Origin of the sequence: Vibrio cidicii, assembly GCF_009665415.1 — a bacterium.
GTDB classification, from domain to species: domain Bacteria; phylum Pseudomonadota; class Gammaproteobacteria; order Enterobacterales; family Vibrionaceae; genus Vibrio; species Vibrio cidicii.
This window is the reverse complement of record NZ_CP035921.1, coordinates 2348211-2365749: the sequence shown is the minus strand read 5'-3', so window position 1 is coordinate 2365749 and position 17539 is coordinate 2348211. Positions and strand designations below refer to the sequence as shown.

The 17539-nt window shown below is 48.8% G+C and carries 14 protein-coding genes; 6 read left to right on the top strand and 8 right to left on the bottom strand.

All coding sequences use genetic code 11. The features are described 5' to 3' along the window. Positions 1-515: 515 nt before the first annotated feature. Positions 516-1421 carry a hydrogen peroxide-inducible genes activator gene (locus EWA64_RS11865; protein ID WP_061895080.1) on the bottom strand — a complete coding sequence of 302 codons (906 nt, stop codon included), beginning with the start codon at positions 1419-1421 and terminating at the stop codon, positions 516-518. A 197-nt stretch (positions 1422-1618) separates the two neighbouring features. Between EWA64_RS11865 and EWA64_RS11860 the strand changes: the two genes are divergently transcribed. The 3 genes from EWA64_RS11860 to ppk2 all read left to right on the top strand — a co-directional run bounded on the left by EWA64_RS11860 (position 1619) and on the right by ppk2 (position 4099). Continuing rightward, positions 1619-2230, top strand: a complete 612-nt coding sequence (locus EWA64_RS11860; protein WP_061895079.1) for a peroxiredoxin C — start codon at positions 1619-1621, stop codon at positions 2228-2230. Between the two features lie 275 nt (positions 2231-2505). Continuing rightward, the gene (locus EWA64_RS11855) at positions 2506-3249 is read left to right on the top strand and encodes a copper homeostasis protein CutC (RefSeq protein ID WP_061895135.1); all 744 of its coding nucleotides are present in this window, start codon (positions 2506-2508) and stop codon (positions 3247-3249) included. A 73-nt stretch (positions 3250-3322) separates the two neighbouring features. Further along, the gene (gene ppk2 / locus EWA64_RS11850; RefSeq protein ID WP_061895078.1) at positions 3323-4099 is read left to right on the top strand and encodes a polyphosphate kinase 2; all 777 of its coding nucleotides are present in this window, start codon (positions 3323-3325) and stop codon (positions 4097-4099) included. Positions 4100-4105: 6 nt separating this feature from the next. Here ppk2 and phoU read toward each other — a convergent pair whose 3' ends face one another. The 4 genes from phoU to EWA64_RS11830 are packed head-to-tail and all read right to left on the bottom strand — an operon-like array spanning position 4106 to position 9563. Then, a complete protein-coding gene (phoU, locus tag EWA64_RS11845; RefSeq protein ID WP_061895077.1) occupies positions 4106-4804 on the bottom strand; it encodes a phosphate signaling complex protein PhoU in 699 nt (232 codons plus the stop codon). 45 nt (positions 4805-4849) lie between these two features. Then, positions 4850-5668: a phosphate ABC transporter ATP-binding protein PstB gene (pstB, locus tag EWA64_RS11840; RefSeq protein WP_061895076.1), complete on the bottom strand. Its 819-nt coding sequence runs from the start codon at positions 5666-5668 to the stop codon at positions 4850-4852. Position 5669: 1 nt separating this feature from the next. Beyond that, a complete protein-coding gene (pstA, locus tag EWA64_RS11835) occupies positions 5670-7349 on the bottom strand; it encodes a phosphate ABC transporter permease PstA (protein WP_061895075.1) in 1680 nt (559 codons plus the stop codon). A 21-nt stretch (positions 7350-7370) separates the two neighbouring features. Beyond that, entirely contained in the window at positions 7371-9563 is a 2193-nt protein-coding gene (locus EWA64_RS11830) for an ABC transporter permease subunit (protein WP_061895074.1), read from the bottom strand. 210 nt (positions 9564-9773) lie between these two features. Between EWA64_RS11830 and ppk1 the strand changes: the two genes are divergently transcribed. Further along, entirely contained in the window at positions 9774-11876 is a 2103-nt protein-coding gene (ppk1, locus tag EWA64_RS11825) for a polyphosphate kinase 1 (RefSeq protein ID WP_061895073.1), read from the top strand. After that, entirely contained in the window at positions 11860-13362 is a 1503-nt protein-coding gene (gene ppx, locus EWA64_RS11820; protein WP_061895072.1) for an exopolyphosphatase, read from the top strand. The genes ppk1 and ppx overlap by 17 nt, the downstream gene beginning before the upstream one ends. 66 nt (positions 13363-13428) lie before the next feature. Here ppx and EWA64_RS11815 read toward each other — a convergent pair whose 3' ends face one another. The 3 genes from EWA64_RS11815 to phoB are packed head-to-tail and all read right to left on the bottom strand — an operon-like array spanning position 13429 to position 16383. After that, the gene (locus EWA64_RS11815) at positions 13429-14379 is read right to left on the bottom strand and encodes a PstS family phosphate ABC transporter substrate-binding protein (RefSeq protein WP_061895071.1); all 951 of its coding nucleotides are present in this window, start codon (positions 14377-14379) and stop codon (positions 13429-13431) included. Continuing rightward, positions 14376-15674, bottom strand: a complete 1299-nt coding sequence (phoR, locus tag EWA64_RS11810) for a phosphate regulon sensor histidine kinase PhoR (RefSeq protein WP_061895070.1) — start codon at positions 15672-15674, stop codon at positions 14376-14378. The genes EWA64_RS11815 and phoR overlap by 4 nt, the downstream gene beginning before the upstream one ends. A 19-nt stretch (positions 15675-15693) precedes the next feature. Continuing rightward, positions 15694-16383, bottom strand: coding sequence for a phosphate regulon transcriptional regulator PhoB (gene phoB / locus EWA64_RS11805; RefSeq protein ID WP_039424239.1), 690 nt, complete (start codon positions 16381-16383; stop codon positions 15694-15696). Positions 16384-16601: 218 nt separating this feature from the next. On the opposite strand from phoB, the gene rdgC reads away from it, so the two are divergent. Continuing rightward, positions 16602-17516: a recombination-associated protein RdgC gene (gene rdgC / locus EWA64_RS11800; protein ID WP_061895069.1), complete on the top strand. Its 915-nt coding sequence runs from the start codon at positions 16602-16604 to the stop codon at positions 17514-17516. Positions 17517-17539: the final 23 nt, after the last annotated feature.

The following is a 17539-nucleotide window of genomic DNA, read 5'->3' as shown; positions in this document are numbered from 1 at the left end:
TCTTCACCTAACGTTTCGGCTTTATGTCTTTAACATCTCTGAGATGCTTGGCAATATCAATCTAGACATAAGTCTTACAAGCCTTTAATTAACTTACACCAACATGCGTTAGAGTAAAAGTTCAAAAGTAAACAAAGCGTTAAATTCGAAGTTTTATTCCGTTTGAAACAAGTGCTTGATTTTTCCATTTAAAATGTAATTTATTACGTAATTTAATTACATTAATTTAGGCTGGTAAATCGGGTTTTAAACAGGTGTATGAATCGATACATGGGGATAAAAGGCCTTTATTTACTTGCGCTGTGATTCATAAGCTGGAGATATTTTAAACAGAGCATGAGCGCGAATGTGTAAAATTAACATTGTGAAGTTTTACAATTTTATGAAAGCTTCACCAAAGCATTGCTGTAAAATTTTACAAGTCAAACTGCACCAGCAGCATAAAATGCTAAAAGGCACGCTTTTTATAGCGTGCCTTTGATAACAATAACGAAAAATAGAGCTAATACTATTTGCTACAGTAGCTCTGAAACCACATCCGCCAATTGATGGAAAATTTGCGTCCGTGCCGAACCGGGACGCCAAACCAGACCAATATCACGGTAAGCGAGTTGGCCAGGCGGCTCCACCACGACTAGATTTTGGTTGTCTAGCAGGCCATGATCGATCGCCATTTGAGGAATGAAAGTCGTGCCCAACCCATTTGCCACCATCTGCACTAATGTATGCAAGCTGGTGGCACTGAAGGGATTAATTTTCTCTTTATCCGTGAGTTTGCAAGCAGAGACCGCATGCTCGGTCAAACAGTGCTCGCGCTCCAAAAGAAATACCGACTCATCCGGCAAATCACAATAACGAATCGGCACTTTGATTTTGTCCGCTTGATGACGGCTGATCACCATCTTAAACGGATCTTGGCCAACCACTCGGTTCTCCATCCCCTCAATATCGACAGGCAGCGCCAAGATCAACACGTCCAACTCACCATGACGTAAGGCCGTTAACAGATTGGTCGTGGTATCTTCACGCAACAGCAGGTTGAGCTGAGGAAAACGTTGGTTCACTTCTTGAACGAGGTCACCGAGCAAGAAAGGGGCGATGGTCGGTATGCAACCCACTTTAAGTTGCCCTTGCATACCGTCTCCTTGACACAAGTTGCCAAGCTCCACCAAATCCTGCCCTTTGGCTAACAACTCACGCCCGTGCAGCACCACCAGCTCGCCGGCCTGAGTAAACACCAGCGGGCTCTTTTTGTCTTTTTTCTCGTACAACGGACAACCAATCAGCTCTTCGAGATTTTGTATCCCCTTACTTAAAGTCGATTGACTGACAAAACACCGCTCAGCCGCATCGCTAAAATGGCGAGTTTCGTACAAGGTGATGAGATAGTGTAACTGCTTAAGACTGGGCCACTTATTCATAGAATTATTATTATTTACCGTCGTTTGTTTGATTGGCTCGGAGGAAATCGATCTATCGCTTTTTTCGATGAACCTAATCTATTTATTTCGCTTTTTTCAATACTACAATCTGTACTATAGTTTGTCTCGCAAAAACACGGACCAGACTAAAGAGAGCACTCTTGGTCAGGAACTAACTATATTTTTAGGAGCAAAAAATGGTACTAGTAGGTCGTCAAGCCCCAGATTTTACTGCTGCAGCTGTGCTAGGTAACGGTGAAATCGTTGATAGCTTCAACTTTGCTGAATTCACTAAAGGTAAGAAGGCAGTGGTTTTCTTCTACCCACTAGATTTCACTTTCGTTTGCCCATCAGAGTTGATCGCGTTCGACAACCGTTACGAAGATTTCAAAGCGAAAGGCGTTGAAGTTATCGGTGTATCTATCGACTCTCAGTTCTCTCACAACGCATGGCGTAACACTGCTGTTGAGAACGGCGGTATCGGTCAAGTTAAATACCCACTGGTTGCAGACGTTAAGCACGAAATTTGTAAAGCGTACGACGTAGAGCACCCAGAAGCAGGCGTCGCTTTCCGTGGTTCTTTCCTTATCGACGAAGACGGTCTAGTACGTCACCAAGTAGTTAACGACCTACCTCTAGGCCGTAACATCGACGAAATGCTACGCATGGTTGACGCACTGAACTTCCACCAGAAGCACGGCGAAGTATGTCCTGCTCAGTGGGAAGAAGGTAAAGCAGGTATGGACGCTTCACCAACAGGCGTTGCAAGCTTCCTAGCGGAACACGCATCTGACCTAGCTAAGAAATAATTGACCTTTTAACGCCCGCGCTCAACGGGTGAATGGTTGGATGATTCTCATAGAGAAATGAAACATTACAGTGCGATAAATCGCCAACGCCAATCAGTTAAAAGTAAAGTCCTATTCAAGCCCGATGCCAGTCATCGGGCTTTTGTTTATCGGTTTACAAGCCAAAAAGGGTAAGCTTCGCGCGCATTTTTACCCCTATTCTCTCCACGCCACGCCACACTCACCTGCTATCATAAAGCTCATTTTTCCTGTTACTGGCACAAGAGCATCCCATGGTGAATTACCACATTGAAGTATGTATCGACAACATTGAATCCCTGCATCAAGCGATTGCAGGTGGCGCAACGCGGATAGAGCTCTGTTCATCGCTTGCACTAGGTGGCCTCACCCCAAGTTTTGGTTTTATGCGCCAAGCCGCGGCACACTCGCCGATTCCGGTCTACGCCATGATTCGCCCACGCCAAGGGGATTTTTTCTATACTGAAGAGGAAGTGGAGATCATGATGTGGGATATCGAGGCGGCACAACGGGCTGGCCTGCACGGCGTTGTGCTGGGTCTGCTCAACCCAGACGGCTCAATTGATTGCCAACGCACTCAGCGTTTGTGTCAGCACGCCACGGCTTTAGGCCTCGGCGTCACCTTTCATCGAGCGTTTGACCAATGCAGCGAGCCCAAACAAGCGCTGGAAGAAATTATCACGCTTGGCTGCGAGCGCATTCTCACCTCTGGTCTTGCCCCTTCGGCACCGCAAGGCGCAGCACTACTGGCTTCGTTGGTTGATCAAGCCGCAGGGCGTATTGCCATCATGGCGGGTGCTGGGGTGAAAGCCAGTAATGTCAAAGAGTTAGTAGCAAAAAGCCACGTCACGGAAGTGCATCTCTCTGGTAAAGGCGTACGCCCGAGCAAAATGCACTTCATCGCAGAGCAAAGCAAAATGGGCGCAGCCGATGTTGATGATTTTATGATCCCACTGACCGACATTGAGGCGATTGCTAAGACAGTTTCAGCTCTCAAATAACTGATTCCGCTCTTTTTTTGCCAAGACTGAATGTTAAGATGACCACTTGCCACTATCCAAGGAGGGACTTTCGATGGGCAAATTGAAGCGCAAGCTCTACGAGCGTGAACTAGAGCAGCTACAGATTGAACTGGTTAAGCTGCAAGAGTGGGTCAAATACAAAGGCTTGAAGGTGGTGGTGATCTTCGAAGGCCGCGACGCAGCGGGCAAAGGGGGTGTGATCAAACGTATTACCGAAAAACTCAACCCCCGTGTCTGTCGAGTTGCGGCTTTGCCTGCCCCAACGGAAAAAGAGAAAACTCAGTGGTATTTTCAGCGTTACGTCGCGCATCTCCCGTCCGCAGGCGAAATCGTACTGTTTGATCGCAGTTGGTACAACCGTGCCGGGGTGGAAAAAGTGATGGGCTTCTGCTCACAAGATGAATATGAAGAATTTCTACGCGCCTGCCCTGAGTTTGAACGCATGCTGCAACGGTCCGGGATCATTTTGCTCAAATATTGGTTCTCGGTTTCCGATGAAGAGCAAGAGAAGCGTTTTCTGGAGCGGATAAATACCCCTATCAAACGCTGGAAATTTAGCCCAATGGATCTGGAATCGCGCAATCGCTGGGCCGAGTACTCCCAAGCCAAAGACAAGATGTTTGCCTATACCGACACCAAACACAGCCCTTGGTGGGTGGTGCCGTCGGACAACAAACGCAAAGCAAGGCTCAACTGCATTCACCATCTGCTCAGCCAAGTGGATTATGAGGAGCTGCAACATCCACCGATTGAGCTGCCAGAGATCAACAAAGAAGGCTATGTCCGTTCTCCCGTTGAAGAGCAGACCTTGGTGCCGCAGAAATACTAAATCTGGCTATTTCAGGGCGTCGTTGATGCCCTGATCGCCCAAATGGCGTACATCTTTGCCTTTCACAAAGTAAATGATGTATTCGCAGATGTTCTGACAACGATCCCCCACTCGCTCTATCGCGCGCGCCGACCACATCACTTGCAATATATTGGGGATGTTTTTCGGATTTTCCATCATGTAGGTCATCAACTGGCGGATCACCGCTTCGTATTCCGCATCCAGTTTATCGTCCATTTTGTGTACTTTTGCCGCCGCATCGACATCCATGCGCGCAAAGGCATCAAGCACTTGATGCAACATGCCAATCGCCTGACGCGCGAGCGGCTCCAGCGACACATGAAACTGACTCTCTTTAGATGACGGGCTCTCAATTGCCACGTAGGCCATTTTGGTCGCCACATCACCGATGCGCTCTAAATCGGTAATCGTCTTGATGATCGCCATGATCAAACGCAGATCTTTTGCTGTCGGTTGCCGCTTGGCAATAATGCGCGTACAAGCGTCGTCTATCGATACTTCCATCGCATTGACTTTATGGTCATCACGCACCACCCGCTTCGCCAGTTCCACGTCGTCACTATGCAATGCCTGCATCGCAAACGAGAGCTGTTGTTCTACCAGCCCTCCCATAGTCAACACATGAGTACGAATCGATTCTAACTCGACATTAAACTGACCAGAGATATGACGACCAAAATGCATAGCGTTCCTTTTTCGATTGTGGTGGTGATCCGCGCCTTGTTGCGATTAACCGTAGCGGCCGGTAATGTAATCCTCGGTTTGCTTTTTCACCGGAGAGGTAAAGATAGTATCGGCATCCGAATACTCAATCAGTTTTCCCATATGAATGAAAGCGGTGTAATCGCTCACACGCGCCGCTTGCTGCATGTTGTGAGTGACAATTACCACAGTATATTGAGTCTTAAGCTCATTGATAAGCTCCTCAATGGTTAAAGTAGAGATCGGATCCAAAGCGGAGGTGGGCTCATCTAGCAATAGCACTTCTGGCTCAATGGCAATGGCACGCGCAATCACCAATCGTTGCTGCTGCCCCCCCGATAAACCGAATGCGTTTTCGTGCAGACGATCTTTCACTTCATCCCACAGCGCCGCCGAGCGCAAAGCTCGCTCTGCAGCGTCGTCTAGCGATCGGCTATTTTTTATCCCTTGCAAACGCAAACCATACACGACGTTTTCATAAATCGATTTAGGAAATGGGTTCGGCCTTTGAAACACCATGCCCACTCGGCGACGTAGCGTGGCCACATCAACGCCCATATCATAAACATTCTTGCCGTGCAGTTTGACTTGCCCGGTCACACGGCACCCTTCGACCAAATCATTCATGCGGTTAATACAGCGCAACAGGGTCGATTTACCGCAGCCCGACGGACCGATAAAAGCCGTGACCCGTCCTTTGGGAATGCGCATTGATATGCTATGTAGCGCCTGAGTTTGGCCATAATAGAGATTTAAATCCTCGATGCAGATGGCAGTTTGCTCATCGCTCAAGCGGCTTACGTCCAATGGAGCTTGATACCCCAAGGTTTCGTTAATTGAAAACATCTCAGTCTTGCCCCAAAGTACGGTATTTTTCTCGTAAGTTATTGCGAATGCTAATGGCGGTTAAATTGAGCCCGACGATCACCGTTACCAGTAGAAAAGAGGTGGCGTATACCAATGGCCGCGCCGCTTCGATATTGGACGTTTGAAAGCCGACATCGTAGATGTGAAAACCCAGATGCATGAACTTACGATCGAGATGGACATAGGGAAACTGACCATCCACAGGTAAACTCGACGCCAGCTTCACCACGCCCACCAGCATCAAGGGTGCCACTTCCCCTGCCGCTCTGGCAATAGCCAGAATCAAACCCGTGATGATCGCGGGAGTCACCATTGGCATCACCACTCGCCACAAGGTTTCATATTGCGTTGCCCCCAGCGCCAAAGAACCGTGTCGCACCGAGTTAGGAATGCGTGTCAGCCCCTCTTCGGTGGTCACAATCACCACGGGCAGTGTCAGCACGGCCAAAGTGAGCGCCGACCAAAGTAACCCCGGTGTACCAAACGTTGGCGCTGGCAAACGTTCCGCGTAGAACAGCTCGTCGATAGAAGCGCCAATGGTGTAGACAAAAAAGCCCAGACCAAACACCCCGTAAACAATCGACGGCACACCCGCTAAGTTAATCACTGCGATGCGAATAATGCGAGTAAAGGCATTGTTTTTCGCGTACTCATGCAGATAAATGGCGGCAATCACACCAAGCGGCATCACGATAATTGACATGATCAAAACCAGAAAAACCGTACCAAAAATCGCAGGAAAGACTCCGCCTTCAGAATTAGACTCACGAGGATCATCAGACAAGAACTTCCAAAGTTGCTGCGCCCAATGGCCCATTTTCTGCACAAAATTCATTTGGTTTGGCAGCCAGTAGTCAAGAATATCACTCAAAGCAATCAATACTCGCTCGCCAGTCATATCCTCGACGACCAAGGAATAGCCCGTTAATTGCAAACGCAGGCTGTCCAACTGCTGATCATAATTGGAAAGCTGCAACTCAAACTGCGCTTTCTGAGTGAGATAATTTGCCAAATAATCTGGCGTTACCGTTTTGTTCAATTCGCGTTTACGTTTTTCAAGGCGCAATTGCTCTAAGCGCCAACTGAGCGGTTTAATGTACTGTTCAACAATCAGGGTGATCTCTTCACGCAGTCGCTGCGCATAGGCGATCTTCTCATCCAGTAGCGGCAACACTTCCTGAGTGGTTTGCACCTCCTCGTCAACAAACGCGAGGATACGGCCAAAAAAATACCCGCCGCGGCTACGTTCTATCACCGCGATATCACTCGGAGTCTGCGCCTCACTCAGTTGTACTTGCAGTAGCGAGAGAAACTCCGACGGGTAGCGCTCACGATTGGCCACTTTAATGTTTAAACGCGTAAGCTGATCCTCTCCTGCCGCCAAGGTTTGCCATGGCTCAGGCAGTTGGGCGGTCGGGACCTGCTCTTTTTGATACAGTTGCCCCACAATCCGCTCACCCGCTTTAAGCGGCAAGGTTTGATAACCAGCAGGCGCCTCAAGTAACGTCCATTGATAAACTGGTGCGGGCCAGAAGTAGTTGAGCCCTTTCCAGCCAATCAAAGTGAGTAGCCCAAGCACCGCCAACAAACTGATACTGACCGCGCCACCTGTTAGCCAGATCCACGGTGCGCCGGAGCGAAACCAATTCAGCACCCACATTCTCCTTTCGTCATTCGGCGGTTAAAGTGCACGGTATTTTTCTCTCAATCGCTGACGCACCCATTCCGCCACAGAGTTGACCGCGAAGGTAAAGACAAACAGCAGGAGCGCGGATAAAAACAGCAGACGGAAATGAGAACTGCCCACTTCAGACTCAGGAAGCTCAACAGCAATAGTGGCAGAGAGGGTTCGCATCCCTTCGAGAATATTCCAGTCCATCATCGGCGTGTTACCTGTCGCCATCAGGACGATCATGGTTTCCCCCACAGCCCGGCCAAGCCCCATCATAATGGCAGAAAAAATCCCGGGGCTGGCGGTGAGCAACACCACGCGCGTTAAGGTTTGCCAAGGTGTAGCACCGAGCGCCAACGAACCATCCGACAGATGCTTTGGCACCGAGAAAATCGCATCTTCGGCGATAGTAAAAATGGTCGGGATCACCGCAAAGCCCATCGCCAACCCCACCACCAGCGCGTTACGTTGATCAAAGCCAATGCCGTGCTCTGACAGGTAGAGACGAATATCGCCGCCAAACCAGATTTGTTCGATGCTTGGCGCAAGCCAAAGGCCAATCGGCAGCATCACCAGCAGTGTAGGCATCAAGATCAGCGCATGCCAACCGTTGGGGATGCGGTGTCGCCAGTTAGCTGGCAACAGACGCCACAGTGCCCCAACCACTATGGTGCTCAGCGGCAAAAAGATCATCAGCGAAATCACCGAAATCAGATGATTTTCAACGATAGGGGCGAACCAAAGCCCAGCGAGAAAACCAATAATCACGGTTGGCATCGCTTCCATCAACTCGATCGAAGGTTTCACCACCCGGCGCATTCTCGGCGCCATAAAATAAGCGGTGTATATGGCACCGAGCACCGCGATCGGCACCGAAAACAGCATGGCAAACATCGCCGCTTTGATGGTGCCGAATGCGATAGGGATAAGACTGAATTTGGCTTCAAAGTCATCACTGGCCGAAGTCGATTGCCAGACAAACTGCGGCTCCGGGTAACCCTCATACCACACTCGTTGCCACAGCGAAGAGAGTGACACTTCCGGATACGGATTTTCTACTTTGGTGACATTCAACTGGCCGGGAAAATAAGAGAGCAAGTAATGCTCATTGTTGGACATGGCCGAAAGCTGCGGCGCTTGAGAGAAAGCGCGAGAAAACAGCACTAACTTTTCACTGGTAGTGTAGTGACTTTGCAAAGTGCCATTGGTGTAAAAACTGTAAAAGCCCTTACGATGCGTATCAGGCAGCAGATACTGCACCTGTGAGGCCAATTTGAAATCACGAATGTGTGTTAAGCGGCGCTGATTGTCGCGACGCGTATCAAACCACTGCGACACTCGACCATCATTGTGTGTGACCAATAAGGAGTATGCGCCCGCCAAAAGATCGATATTTCTGACCGAATGCTTTTTGTCCCCCAAGGTCAAATCCACCACCTCTCGCACGCGAAAAACCTCTTGCCGCTTGCGGGCAATAATCAGCTCTGAGCCACTGCGCAGATACAAGGTCGCGCCATCGGGCGTTAGCAACAGTTGATCAATATTGTGAAACGGGCTTTCAAACTGAAAATCGATTTGACGCTTCGTTAACGCAGACTTCATCAGCCAGCGCGCCGACAAAGTGCCATCACGATCAAGCCAAACCAAGGTGGGTGAGTTAGGATTAACACTGAAAGCAAACTGCCGGACAGACTCGCCGTTTTCAGCCAAACGAAAGCTAAATTCTGGCGAGTAAAACTCGATATCTGGCTGCTGAACTTCTTTTGCCAACGAGCTGTTAAACTCGGGCTTGAAGAGCGTCACTTCACCACTTTCATCCAAAAAGCCATACCATTCAACCGCCGGAATAGTACGGGCGAACAACAGCGGATTGGCCGTTAACTGGATCTCTTTGAGACGAATGCCCAGATCAAGTTGCCAGAAAGAGAGTAAACCAGATTGACTGACACTCATCGCTCGCTGACCGTAATCATCCACAGCCAAAGCCACTGGCTGAGAGAGTGTCGCTGGCATGGTTTGATAATTACGCTCTAATTTGGCGTCGGAAAAGAGCGGAAACACCACCATCGCTAGGTAGACAAAAATCAATACTAACGCAGCAAGTACGCCCAAACCGCCACAAGTGACAGCAAAACGAGCCAGTCGATCTTTGAGCAATCTCGACCTATCTTTTTCCTGCAATGTGAATCCGGCTCTGGCCATCTGTCTCTCTACCTATTTACACGTAAAAGCATAATATTTCGTTAAGATGACAATTATATTACAGATCACATTAACCGTATGAAAAGAATACAACTATTACCTAGAACATGATATGAAATAAATCTGTAACAAAAAACACATAATGTTCTTGCTCAATAAGGGTTAAAGAACCACTTATCTATAAATTTTTATTAGTGTCAGGTTAGGTTTATGAGTGCGGAAAAGTTGTATATCGAAAAAGAGCTCAGTTGGCTCTCCTTCAATGAAAGAGTTTTGCAGGAAGCGGCAGATAAAACCGTTCCCTTGATCGAAAGAATTCGCTTTTTGGGGATCTTCTCCAATAATCTGGACGAGTTCTATAAAGTTCGCTTTTCCGATGTCAAACGCCGCATTCTGATTAACCGTGAGCAAGGTGGCAACGACATTTCCAAGCACTTGTTGTCGAAAATGCAGACTAAAGCGCTCAAACTGAATGAACGTTTTGACGAACTCTACAATGAGCTCATTCGTGAAATGGCGCGTCGGCGCATTTTTTTGGTCAACGAAGGGCAATTAGACGAAGCACAGCAAAAGTGGATCACCAAATACTTCCAAAAAGAGGTGCTACCACATATCACGCCAGTGATGTTGACCGACGAAATCGATGTGCTGCAATTTCTCAAAGACGAATACGCCTACATTGCCGTTGAGCTTAAAACTGGCAGCACCTCAAAGTATGCGTTGCTTGAGATCCCAACCGACCACTTACCACGTTTTGTCATGGTGCCAGAGCAAAAAGGCAAGCGAAAGAAAACCATTATTTTGCTCGATAACATCATCCGTTACTGCCTAAACGACATTTTCCGTGGTTTCTTCGAATACGATGAGCTTAATGGCTACGCGATGAAACTGACGCGCGACGCTGAATACGACTTGCGTCATGAAGTGGAATACAGCCTGTTAGAACAGATGTCCGAAGGCTTAAGCCAACGTTTGACTGCGTTGCCGATCCGCTTTGTTTATGAGCGCGAAATGCCGGAAGAGATGCTGAAGTACCTCTGCTTTAAATTAAAAATTTCTCACTACGATAGCTTGATCCCCGGGGGGCGCTACCACAATTTCAAAGATTTCATTGGCTTTCCGAACGTTGGCCGTGATTACTTGGAAAACAAACCGCTACCACCGATGAGCTGCGCCGATTTTGAAGGCCACGCCAACGCCTTTGACGCGATCCGCGCACAGGATATTTTGCTGCACTACCCGTACCACTCATTCGAGCACATCACCGAGTTGGTACGCCAGGCGTCGTTTGACCCGAAAGTCGTCAGCATTAAAATAAACATCTATCGAGTGGCGAAAAACTCGCGCCTGATGAACTCTTTGGTGGATGCAGTGCACAACGGTAAGCGCGTAGTGGTGGTGGTCGAGCTGCAAGCCCGCTTTGACGAAGAGGCCAACATTGAGTGGTCACGCGTACTGACCGATGCGGGCGTTCACGTCATTTTTGGCGTTCCAGGCATGAAAATCCACGCCAAGTTACTGCTGATCACCCGACGTGAAGACGATCAGTTTGTCCGCTATGCCCACATTGGGACGGGGAACTTCCACGAGCGTACCGCTCGTATCTACACCGATTTCTCTCTACTCACGGCTGATCAAGAGCTCGCTGCGGAAGTACGTTCGGTGTTTGGTTACATTGAAAATCCGTTCCGTCCGGTGAAATTCAACCATTTGATCGTATCGCCACGTAACTCAAGAACACAGATCTATCGCCTACTTGATGGCGAAATTGCCAATGCCAAGGCTGGCAAGAAAGCCGAGATTACACTTAAAGTCAACAACTTGGTCGACAAAGGATTGATCAGCAAGCTTTACGGTGCCAACAATGCTGGCGTAAAGATTCGTATGATCGTGCGCGGTATGTGTTCGTTGGTTCCGGGTGTTGAAGGGGTGAGTGAAAATATTGAGATCATCAGTATTATTGACCGTTTCCTTGAGCACCCTCGTGTTCTGGTGGTGCATAATGACGGCAATCCGCTGGTGTACATCTCCTCCGCTGACTGGATGGAACGCAATATCGATAACCGAATCGAAGTGATGGCACCCGTAAGAGATCCGCGCATCAAGCAGCGCATTATCGACATTCTCAACATTCAATTTATCGATACAGTGAAAGCCCGCCGCATCGATAAAGAGATGAGTAACAGCTACGTTGACCGTGGTAACCGGAAAAAAATCCGTTCTCAAATAGCGATTTACGACTATCTTAAAAATGTAGAGAAACAGACACGTAAGAATAAAGGGCAATTAGAAACGAATGACAATAGTCAGTAACACCAGAGAGATAGCAGCTATTGACCTTGGGTCAAATAGCTTTCACATGGTGGTCGCGAAAGTTGCAGATGAAGATCTGCAACTGGTCAGCCGTCATAAACAACGAGTTCAACTTGCAGATGGCCTCGACGATGAGATGAACTTAAGCGACGAAGCGATGGAGCGTGGTCTTGAATGCCTCTCCATGTTCGCTGAGCGCTTGCAAGGATTCGATACCGATAACGTCAGGATTGCCGCCACGCATACCCTGCGCCAAGCGAAAAACGCGCACGTGTTCTTACAACGTGCGCGCCAAGTACTGCCCTTCCCGATTGAAATCATTCCTGGGGAAGAAGAGGCGCGCCTTATCTATCTTGGTGTTGCTCACACGCAAATTGAGGCGACATCGAAACTGGTGATTGATATCGGCGGCGGCAGTACTGAGATGATCATCGGCACCGAGTTTGAACCTGAACTGCTCAACAGCAAGCAGATGGGCTGTGTCAGTTTCACCAACCGTTTTTTTAGCAACGGTAAGATTTCCAAGAAGAACTTCTCCAAAGCGATTCTTGCCTCAGAGCAGAAACTGGAATCGATCGCTGCGCAGTATCGCAAACGCGGTTGGGACATTGCGTTTGGCTCTTCAGGCACCATAAAAGCGATACGCGAGGTGTTGATTGGCATTGGTTTTGAAGACGGTATCATTACTGGCCCACGCCTTAACACTCTAATTGAAGTGCTGTGCGAGTTTGACACCATCAACGATATCGAGCTTCCCGGCTTAACCGAAGAGCGAAAAAGCGTGTTCGCCGCTGGCGTCGCTATTCTCAGCGCTATCTTCCAAGATCTCAAAATCAAAGAGATGCACTACTCTGACGGTGCGCTACGTGAAGGCCTAATGTACGAAATGGAATCGCGCCTAGCACGCTCAGACATCCGCATGCGCACCACCGAAAACTTGGCGAAAAAGCATCTGGTTGACTTAGAGCACGCTGCGCGAGTCAAAGGCTTGGCCGTAGAGCTACTTGAGCAGGTACATCAAACGCTCGGCATAAAACGTAAAAGTGACCTGTTTGCCATGCTCGAATGGGCAGCCTTGCTGCACGAGGTGGGGCTGAGCATCAGTTTACGCGGTTTTCAGCGCCATTCGGCTTATATTCTTCAGCATACCAACATGCCTGGCTTTAACAGCGAACAGCAGCTTTTACTCTCTTCTCTCACCCGTTATCAGCGTAAATCGCTCAAGCTGACGGAACTGGCGGATTTCCACCTCTATAATAAAGAGCAAGTGGTGCATTTGATCCGTATTTTACGTTTGGCGATATTGATCAACGGCCAGCGTAACGACGACCCTTTACCGGAATTCAGTTTGGAAGTGAACGGCAACTGCTGGACGCTGCATGGTCAACAAGCGGATTGGTTGGACAACAACAAACTGCTGTCCGCCGATTTGCAAAGTGAGCAAGAGCGCTGGCAGCAAGTGAACTGGCAACTGGTGATTGAGTGACAAGGCTGGTCAAAACAGCACAAAAGGCCCAAACGGGCCTTTTAAAGTTCATTTTACTACACAGTTCTACAGACCAATTTTACTCAGCTCATTCTGGGCAAACTCACGCGTAATCGGTACATAGCCATCTTTTTCCACCAACGCTTGCCCCTGAGCAGAATAGATAAAACGGATAAATTCCGCTTCAATTGGGCTAAGTGGCCGACTCGGGTGTTTATTGACATAGACGTATAGATAGCGTGACAACGGATAAACCCCAGTAACAATATTTTTCCGCGTTGGTTGAATGTAATTCGTTCCCTCTTTAGCTATCGGCACTAAACGAACGCCCGCCACTCGATAGCCAACACCTGAATAGCCGATTCCGCTAATGGTGGATGCCACCGATTGAACCACAGAAGCGGAGCCCGGCTGTTCATTGACGCGATTTTTAAAATCCCCCCCGCAAAGGGCGTTTTTCTTGAAATAGCCATATGTACCGGAGACTGAATTGCGCCCAAAAAGTTGGATGTTACGCTTGGCCCATCCAGCCTCAATCCCCAAATCGGTCCAGTTCCCCGCAAACCCCTTCGCCCCACAGCGCAAAGTGGCCGAGAAAATGGCGTCCAACTGGGGAAAATTAAGCCCTTCAACTGGGTTATCTTGATGAACAAAAATACCGATCGCGTCAATCGCTACTCGTAACGCAGTAGGTTTGTAGCCGTGAGCACGTTCAAACGCCTCCAGCTCGCGTAAACGCATCGGGCGGCTCATTGGGCCAAACTGCGCCGTTTGCTCTGTGAGTGCAGGCGGCGCAGTGGAAGAACCCGACGCTTGAACTTGGGCGTTAATATTCGGGTACAGTGATTTAAACTCCTCCACCCACAATGTCGTCATGCCCGCCAGCGTGTCCGAACCAACGGAAAGCAGATTGCCTGACACACCTGGTACTTTGTGGTAATCCTCTAGCGGGGTATCAAACGCCTGCGCTGAACTAAGCAACACAACATTCAGCATCAAACCCAAGAGAGTTCTCATTTCACCACCAACTTACTGGGAAGAACGAAAGAAAATTTACTGCCCACACCCACTTGGCTTTGGATCTGCAAATGCGAGTCATGATGGGAGAGCGCATGTTTGACGATCGCCAGCCCGAGCCCGCTGCCACCGGTGTCACGAGAGCGAGCTTTATCGACGCGATAAAACCGTTCGGTCAAGCGATGAATGTGTTGTGGCTCGATACCATCGCCACTGTCTTGCACTTCAAGACACGCCCCCTTACTGGTGTTGAACCAACGTACATCGATATGTGCGCCAGCTGGAGTGTACTTGACGGCGTTGTAGACCAGATTAGAAATAGCGCTGCGCAGTTGGTCTTCGTCGGCATACACTTTTAAGCTCTTGTCGACATCAAACTTGATCACGTGCGCTTTATCGCCGCTTAAACTGACTGCTTCTTTTTCCAGCACGTCCAACATAGCAGGCACATGCACCACTTGATCCAGTTCATGAATCGGCGCAGCCTCTATTTTTGATAAGGTTAGCAGTTGACTCACTAAGCTATTCATACGGTTGAGCTGCTCGGTCATCACGCCATGCGCTTTGCTCCACATCGGGCCAGCTAACACATCGGGATCTTCCGTCATCTCCAAGTAGCCTTGCAATACCGTCATTGGCGTGCGCAGTTCGTGTGAAACGTTGGCAAAAAAGTTGCGGCGCATCCCTTCCAACTGTTTCAGTTGGCTGATGTCACGCACCACCATCAAATGCTCACCTTCGGTGTATGGGACGATCCGAAGCTCCAGCGTGCGTTCGATGTTCAGCGGCGCGCGCATTTCTAGCGGCTCAGAGAAATCTTTATTACTGAGATAACGAATAAAATCCGGTGTACGGATCAAGTTGGAAATAGGTTGCCCAGCATCTTCTGGCCAATGAAAACCGAGCAGATGTTGCGCCAGTTTGTTGCACCAAACAATGTTGCCTTCGGCGCGAAACACCACTACCGCATCGGGCAGCGATTCGGCCCCATTGCGAAAGCGTCTGATCAAATTGGTCAGCTCTTTGCGCTTACGCCGCTGCCGTTGTTGCAAGCGATACAGGCCATTAAACAGCGACTCCCAATGACCGCTCCCTGATGGCGGCGTGAGACGTTTTTCATCCCAAAGCCAAGAGGAAAGGCGCACCTGATTATGCAGATGCCAGCCAAGCTGCAACGCCGTGGCTGCCAACAGCAACCACGGCATCGAACCAAAAATCCATCCTACAATCACCCAAGGGGTGTAAAAAAAAGCCAGCTCCCAAGCCAGCTTTTTCCACGTTAATCTTTCAACCACTCAACACTCCGACATGGTATTACGCTTTTGTTGAGAAACGATATCCTGCGCCACGAACGGTCTGGATCAGCTTGTCATGTCCAGCGTCTTCAAGCGCTTTACGTAAGCGACGAATATGCACATCGACGGTGCGATCTTCCACATACACATTGGTGCCCCAAACATTGTTCAACAGTTGTTCACGGCTGTAAACCCGCTCTTGGTGAGTCATGAAGAAATGCAGCATTTTGAATTCCGTCGGGCCCATGTCGACGGGCTGATCATTAGCAGTAACACGATGAGAAACCGGATCCAACTTCAGGCCTTGTACGTCAATCACATCTTCGAGTGCGGTTGGCGTCACTCGGCGAATCACAGCTTTTAACCGCGCCACTAACTCTTTCGGCGAGAACGGCTTGGTAATGTAGTCGTCTGCACCGACTTCAAGACCACGCACTTTATCTTCTTCTTCACCACGCGCGGTAAGCATCACCACCGGAATATTGCGCGTCAGCTCTTCGCGCTTCATATGTTTGATAAAGTTGATACCGCTGCCACCAGGTAGCATCCAATCCAGTAAAACCAGATCCGGGAAGGGTTCAGCGAGCTTAGTTACCGCAGTGTCGTAATCTTCCGCTTCCACCGCCTGATAACCTTTCTGCTCTAAGACAAAGCACAACATTTCTCGGATTGGCGCTTCATCTTCGACTACCAGAATCCTTCTAGACATAATTGAATAACCTTATGTTAGTTTGAATAATTTTCAGGCCCTAGCCCTTTGCAACTGTAAGCATTATTACCGCCAATTATGACACTTTTGTGACCTTTGCAAACAAATTTTCATATAACTTTCTTTATCAATTCATCATCAATTTTTGAAATTCCCTTAAGACAAGCGCCCTAAAATTGCCTATTATGGCCCCCTTATTTTTAGCCTAGAGACAAGTTATGTGGTTTAAAAACTGTATGGTCTACCGCGTTAATCGCGACATAGATTTCAACGCTGAACAACTGGAAAAACAGTTGGCTGAGTTCCGCTTTACCCCTTGTGGCAGTCAAGAAAAACAGAAATTTGGCTGGGTGACCGCGATGGGCAGACATGGCGATATGATGACTCACGTATCAGAGAACCGCATCCTGCTCTGCGCCAAAAAAGAAGAGAAAATGCTGCCTGCGTCAGTGATCAAAGACTCACTCAACGCCAAAGTGGAAGCGATGGAAGCGCAAGAAGGCCGTCCTTTGAAGAAAAAAGAGAAGGACGCCTTAAAGGAAGAGATCATTATCGATTTGTTACCCAGAGCGTTTAGCCGCAGCAACCACACCAATGTGCTCATTCTGCCAACGGAAGGGTTTATTTTGGTCGATGCCAGCAGCTACAAGAAAGCCGAAGAAGTACTGGCGCTGCTGCGTAAAACCATGGGCAGCTTACCTGTGGTTCCGGCGATTCCAGAAAAGGCCGTGGAAGTGACACTTACCGAATGGGTCAAAACAGGTCAAACGCCGCAAGGCTTTACTCTGCTGGACGAAGCCGAGCTCAAATCGGTACTGGAAGATGGCGGTATCATTCGCTGTAAAAAGCAAGAACTGACCAGCGATGAGATCCGTAGCCACATCGAAGCAGACAAGATGGTGACCAAACTTGCCCTTGATTGGCAGCAGCGTCTTGAGTTTATTCTCGCAGATGACGGCAGCATTAAGCGCTTTAAGTTTTCTGATGAGTTGCGCGATCAAAACGACGATATCCCTCGCGAAGATCAAGCGGCGCGTTTTGATGCCGATTTCTCTTTGCTCTGCGGTGAGCTCTCGGCCTTCTTACCTAACTTGTATGACGCGCTGGGTGGTCTTCCCCATCCCAACGCTTAATCGCTTCTTCGACGCCTTCTTGA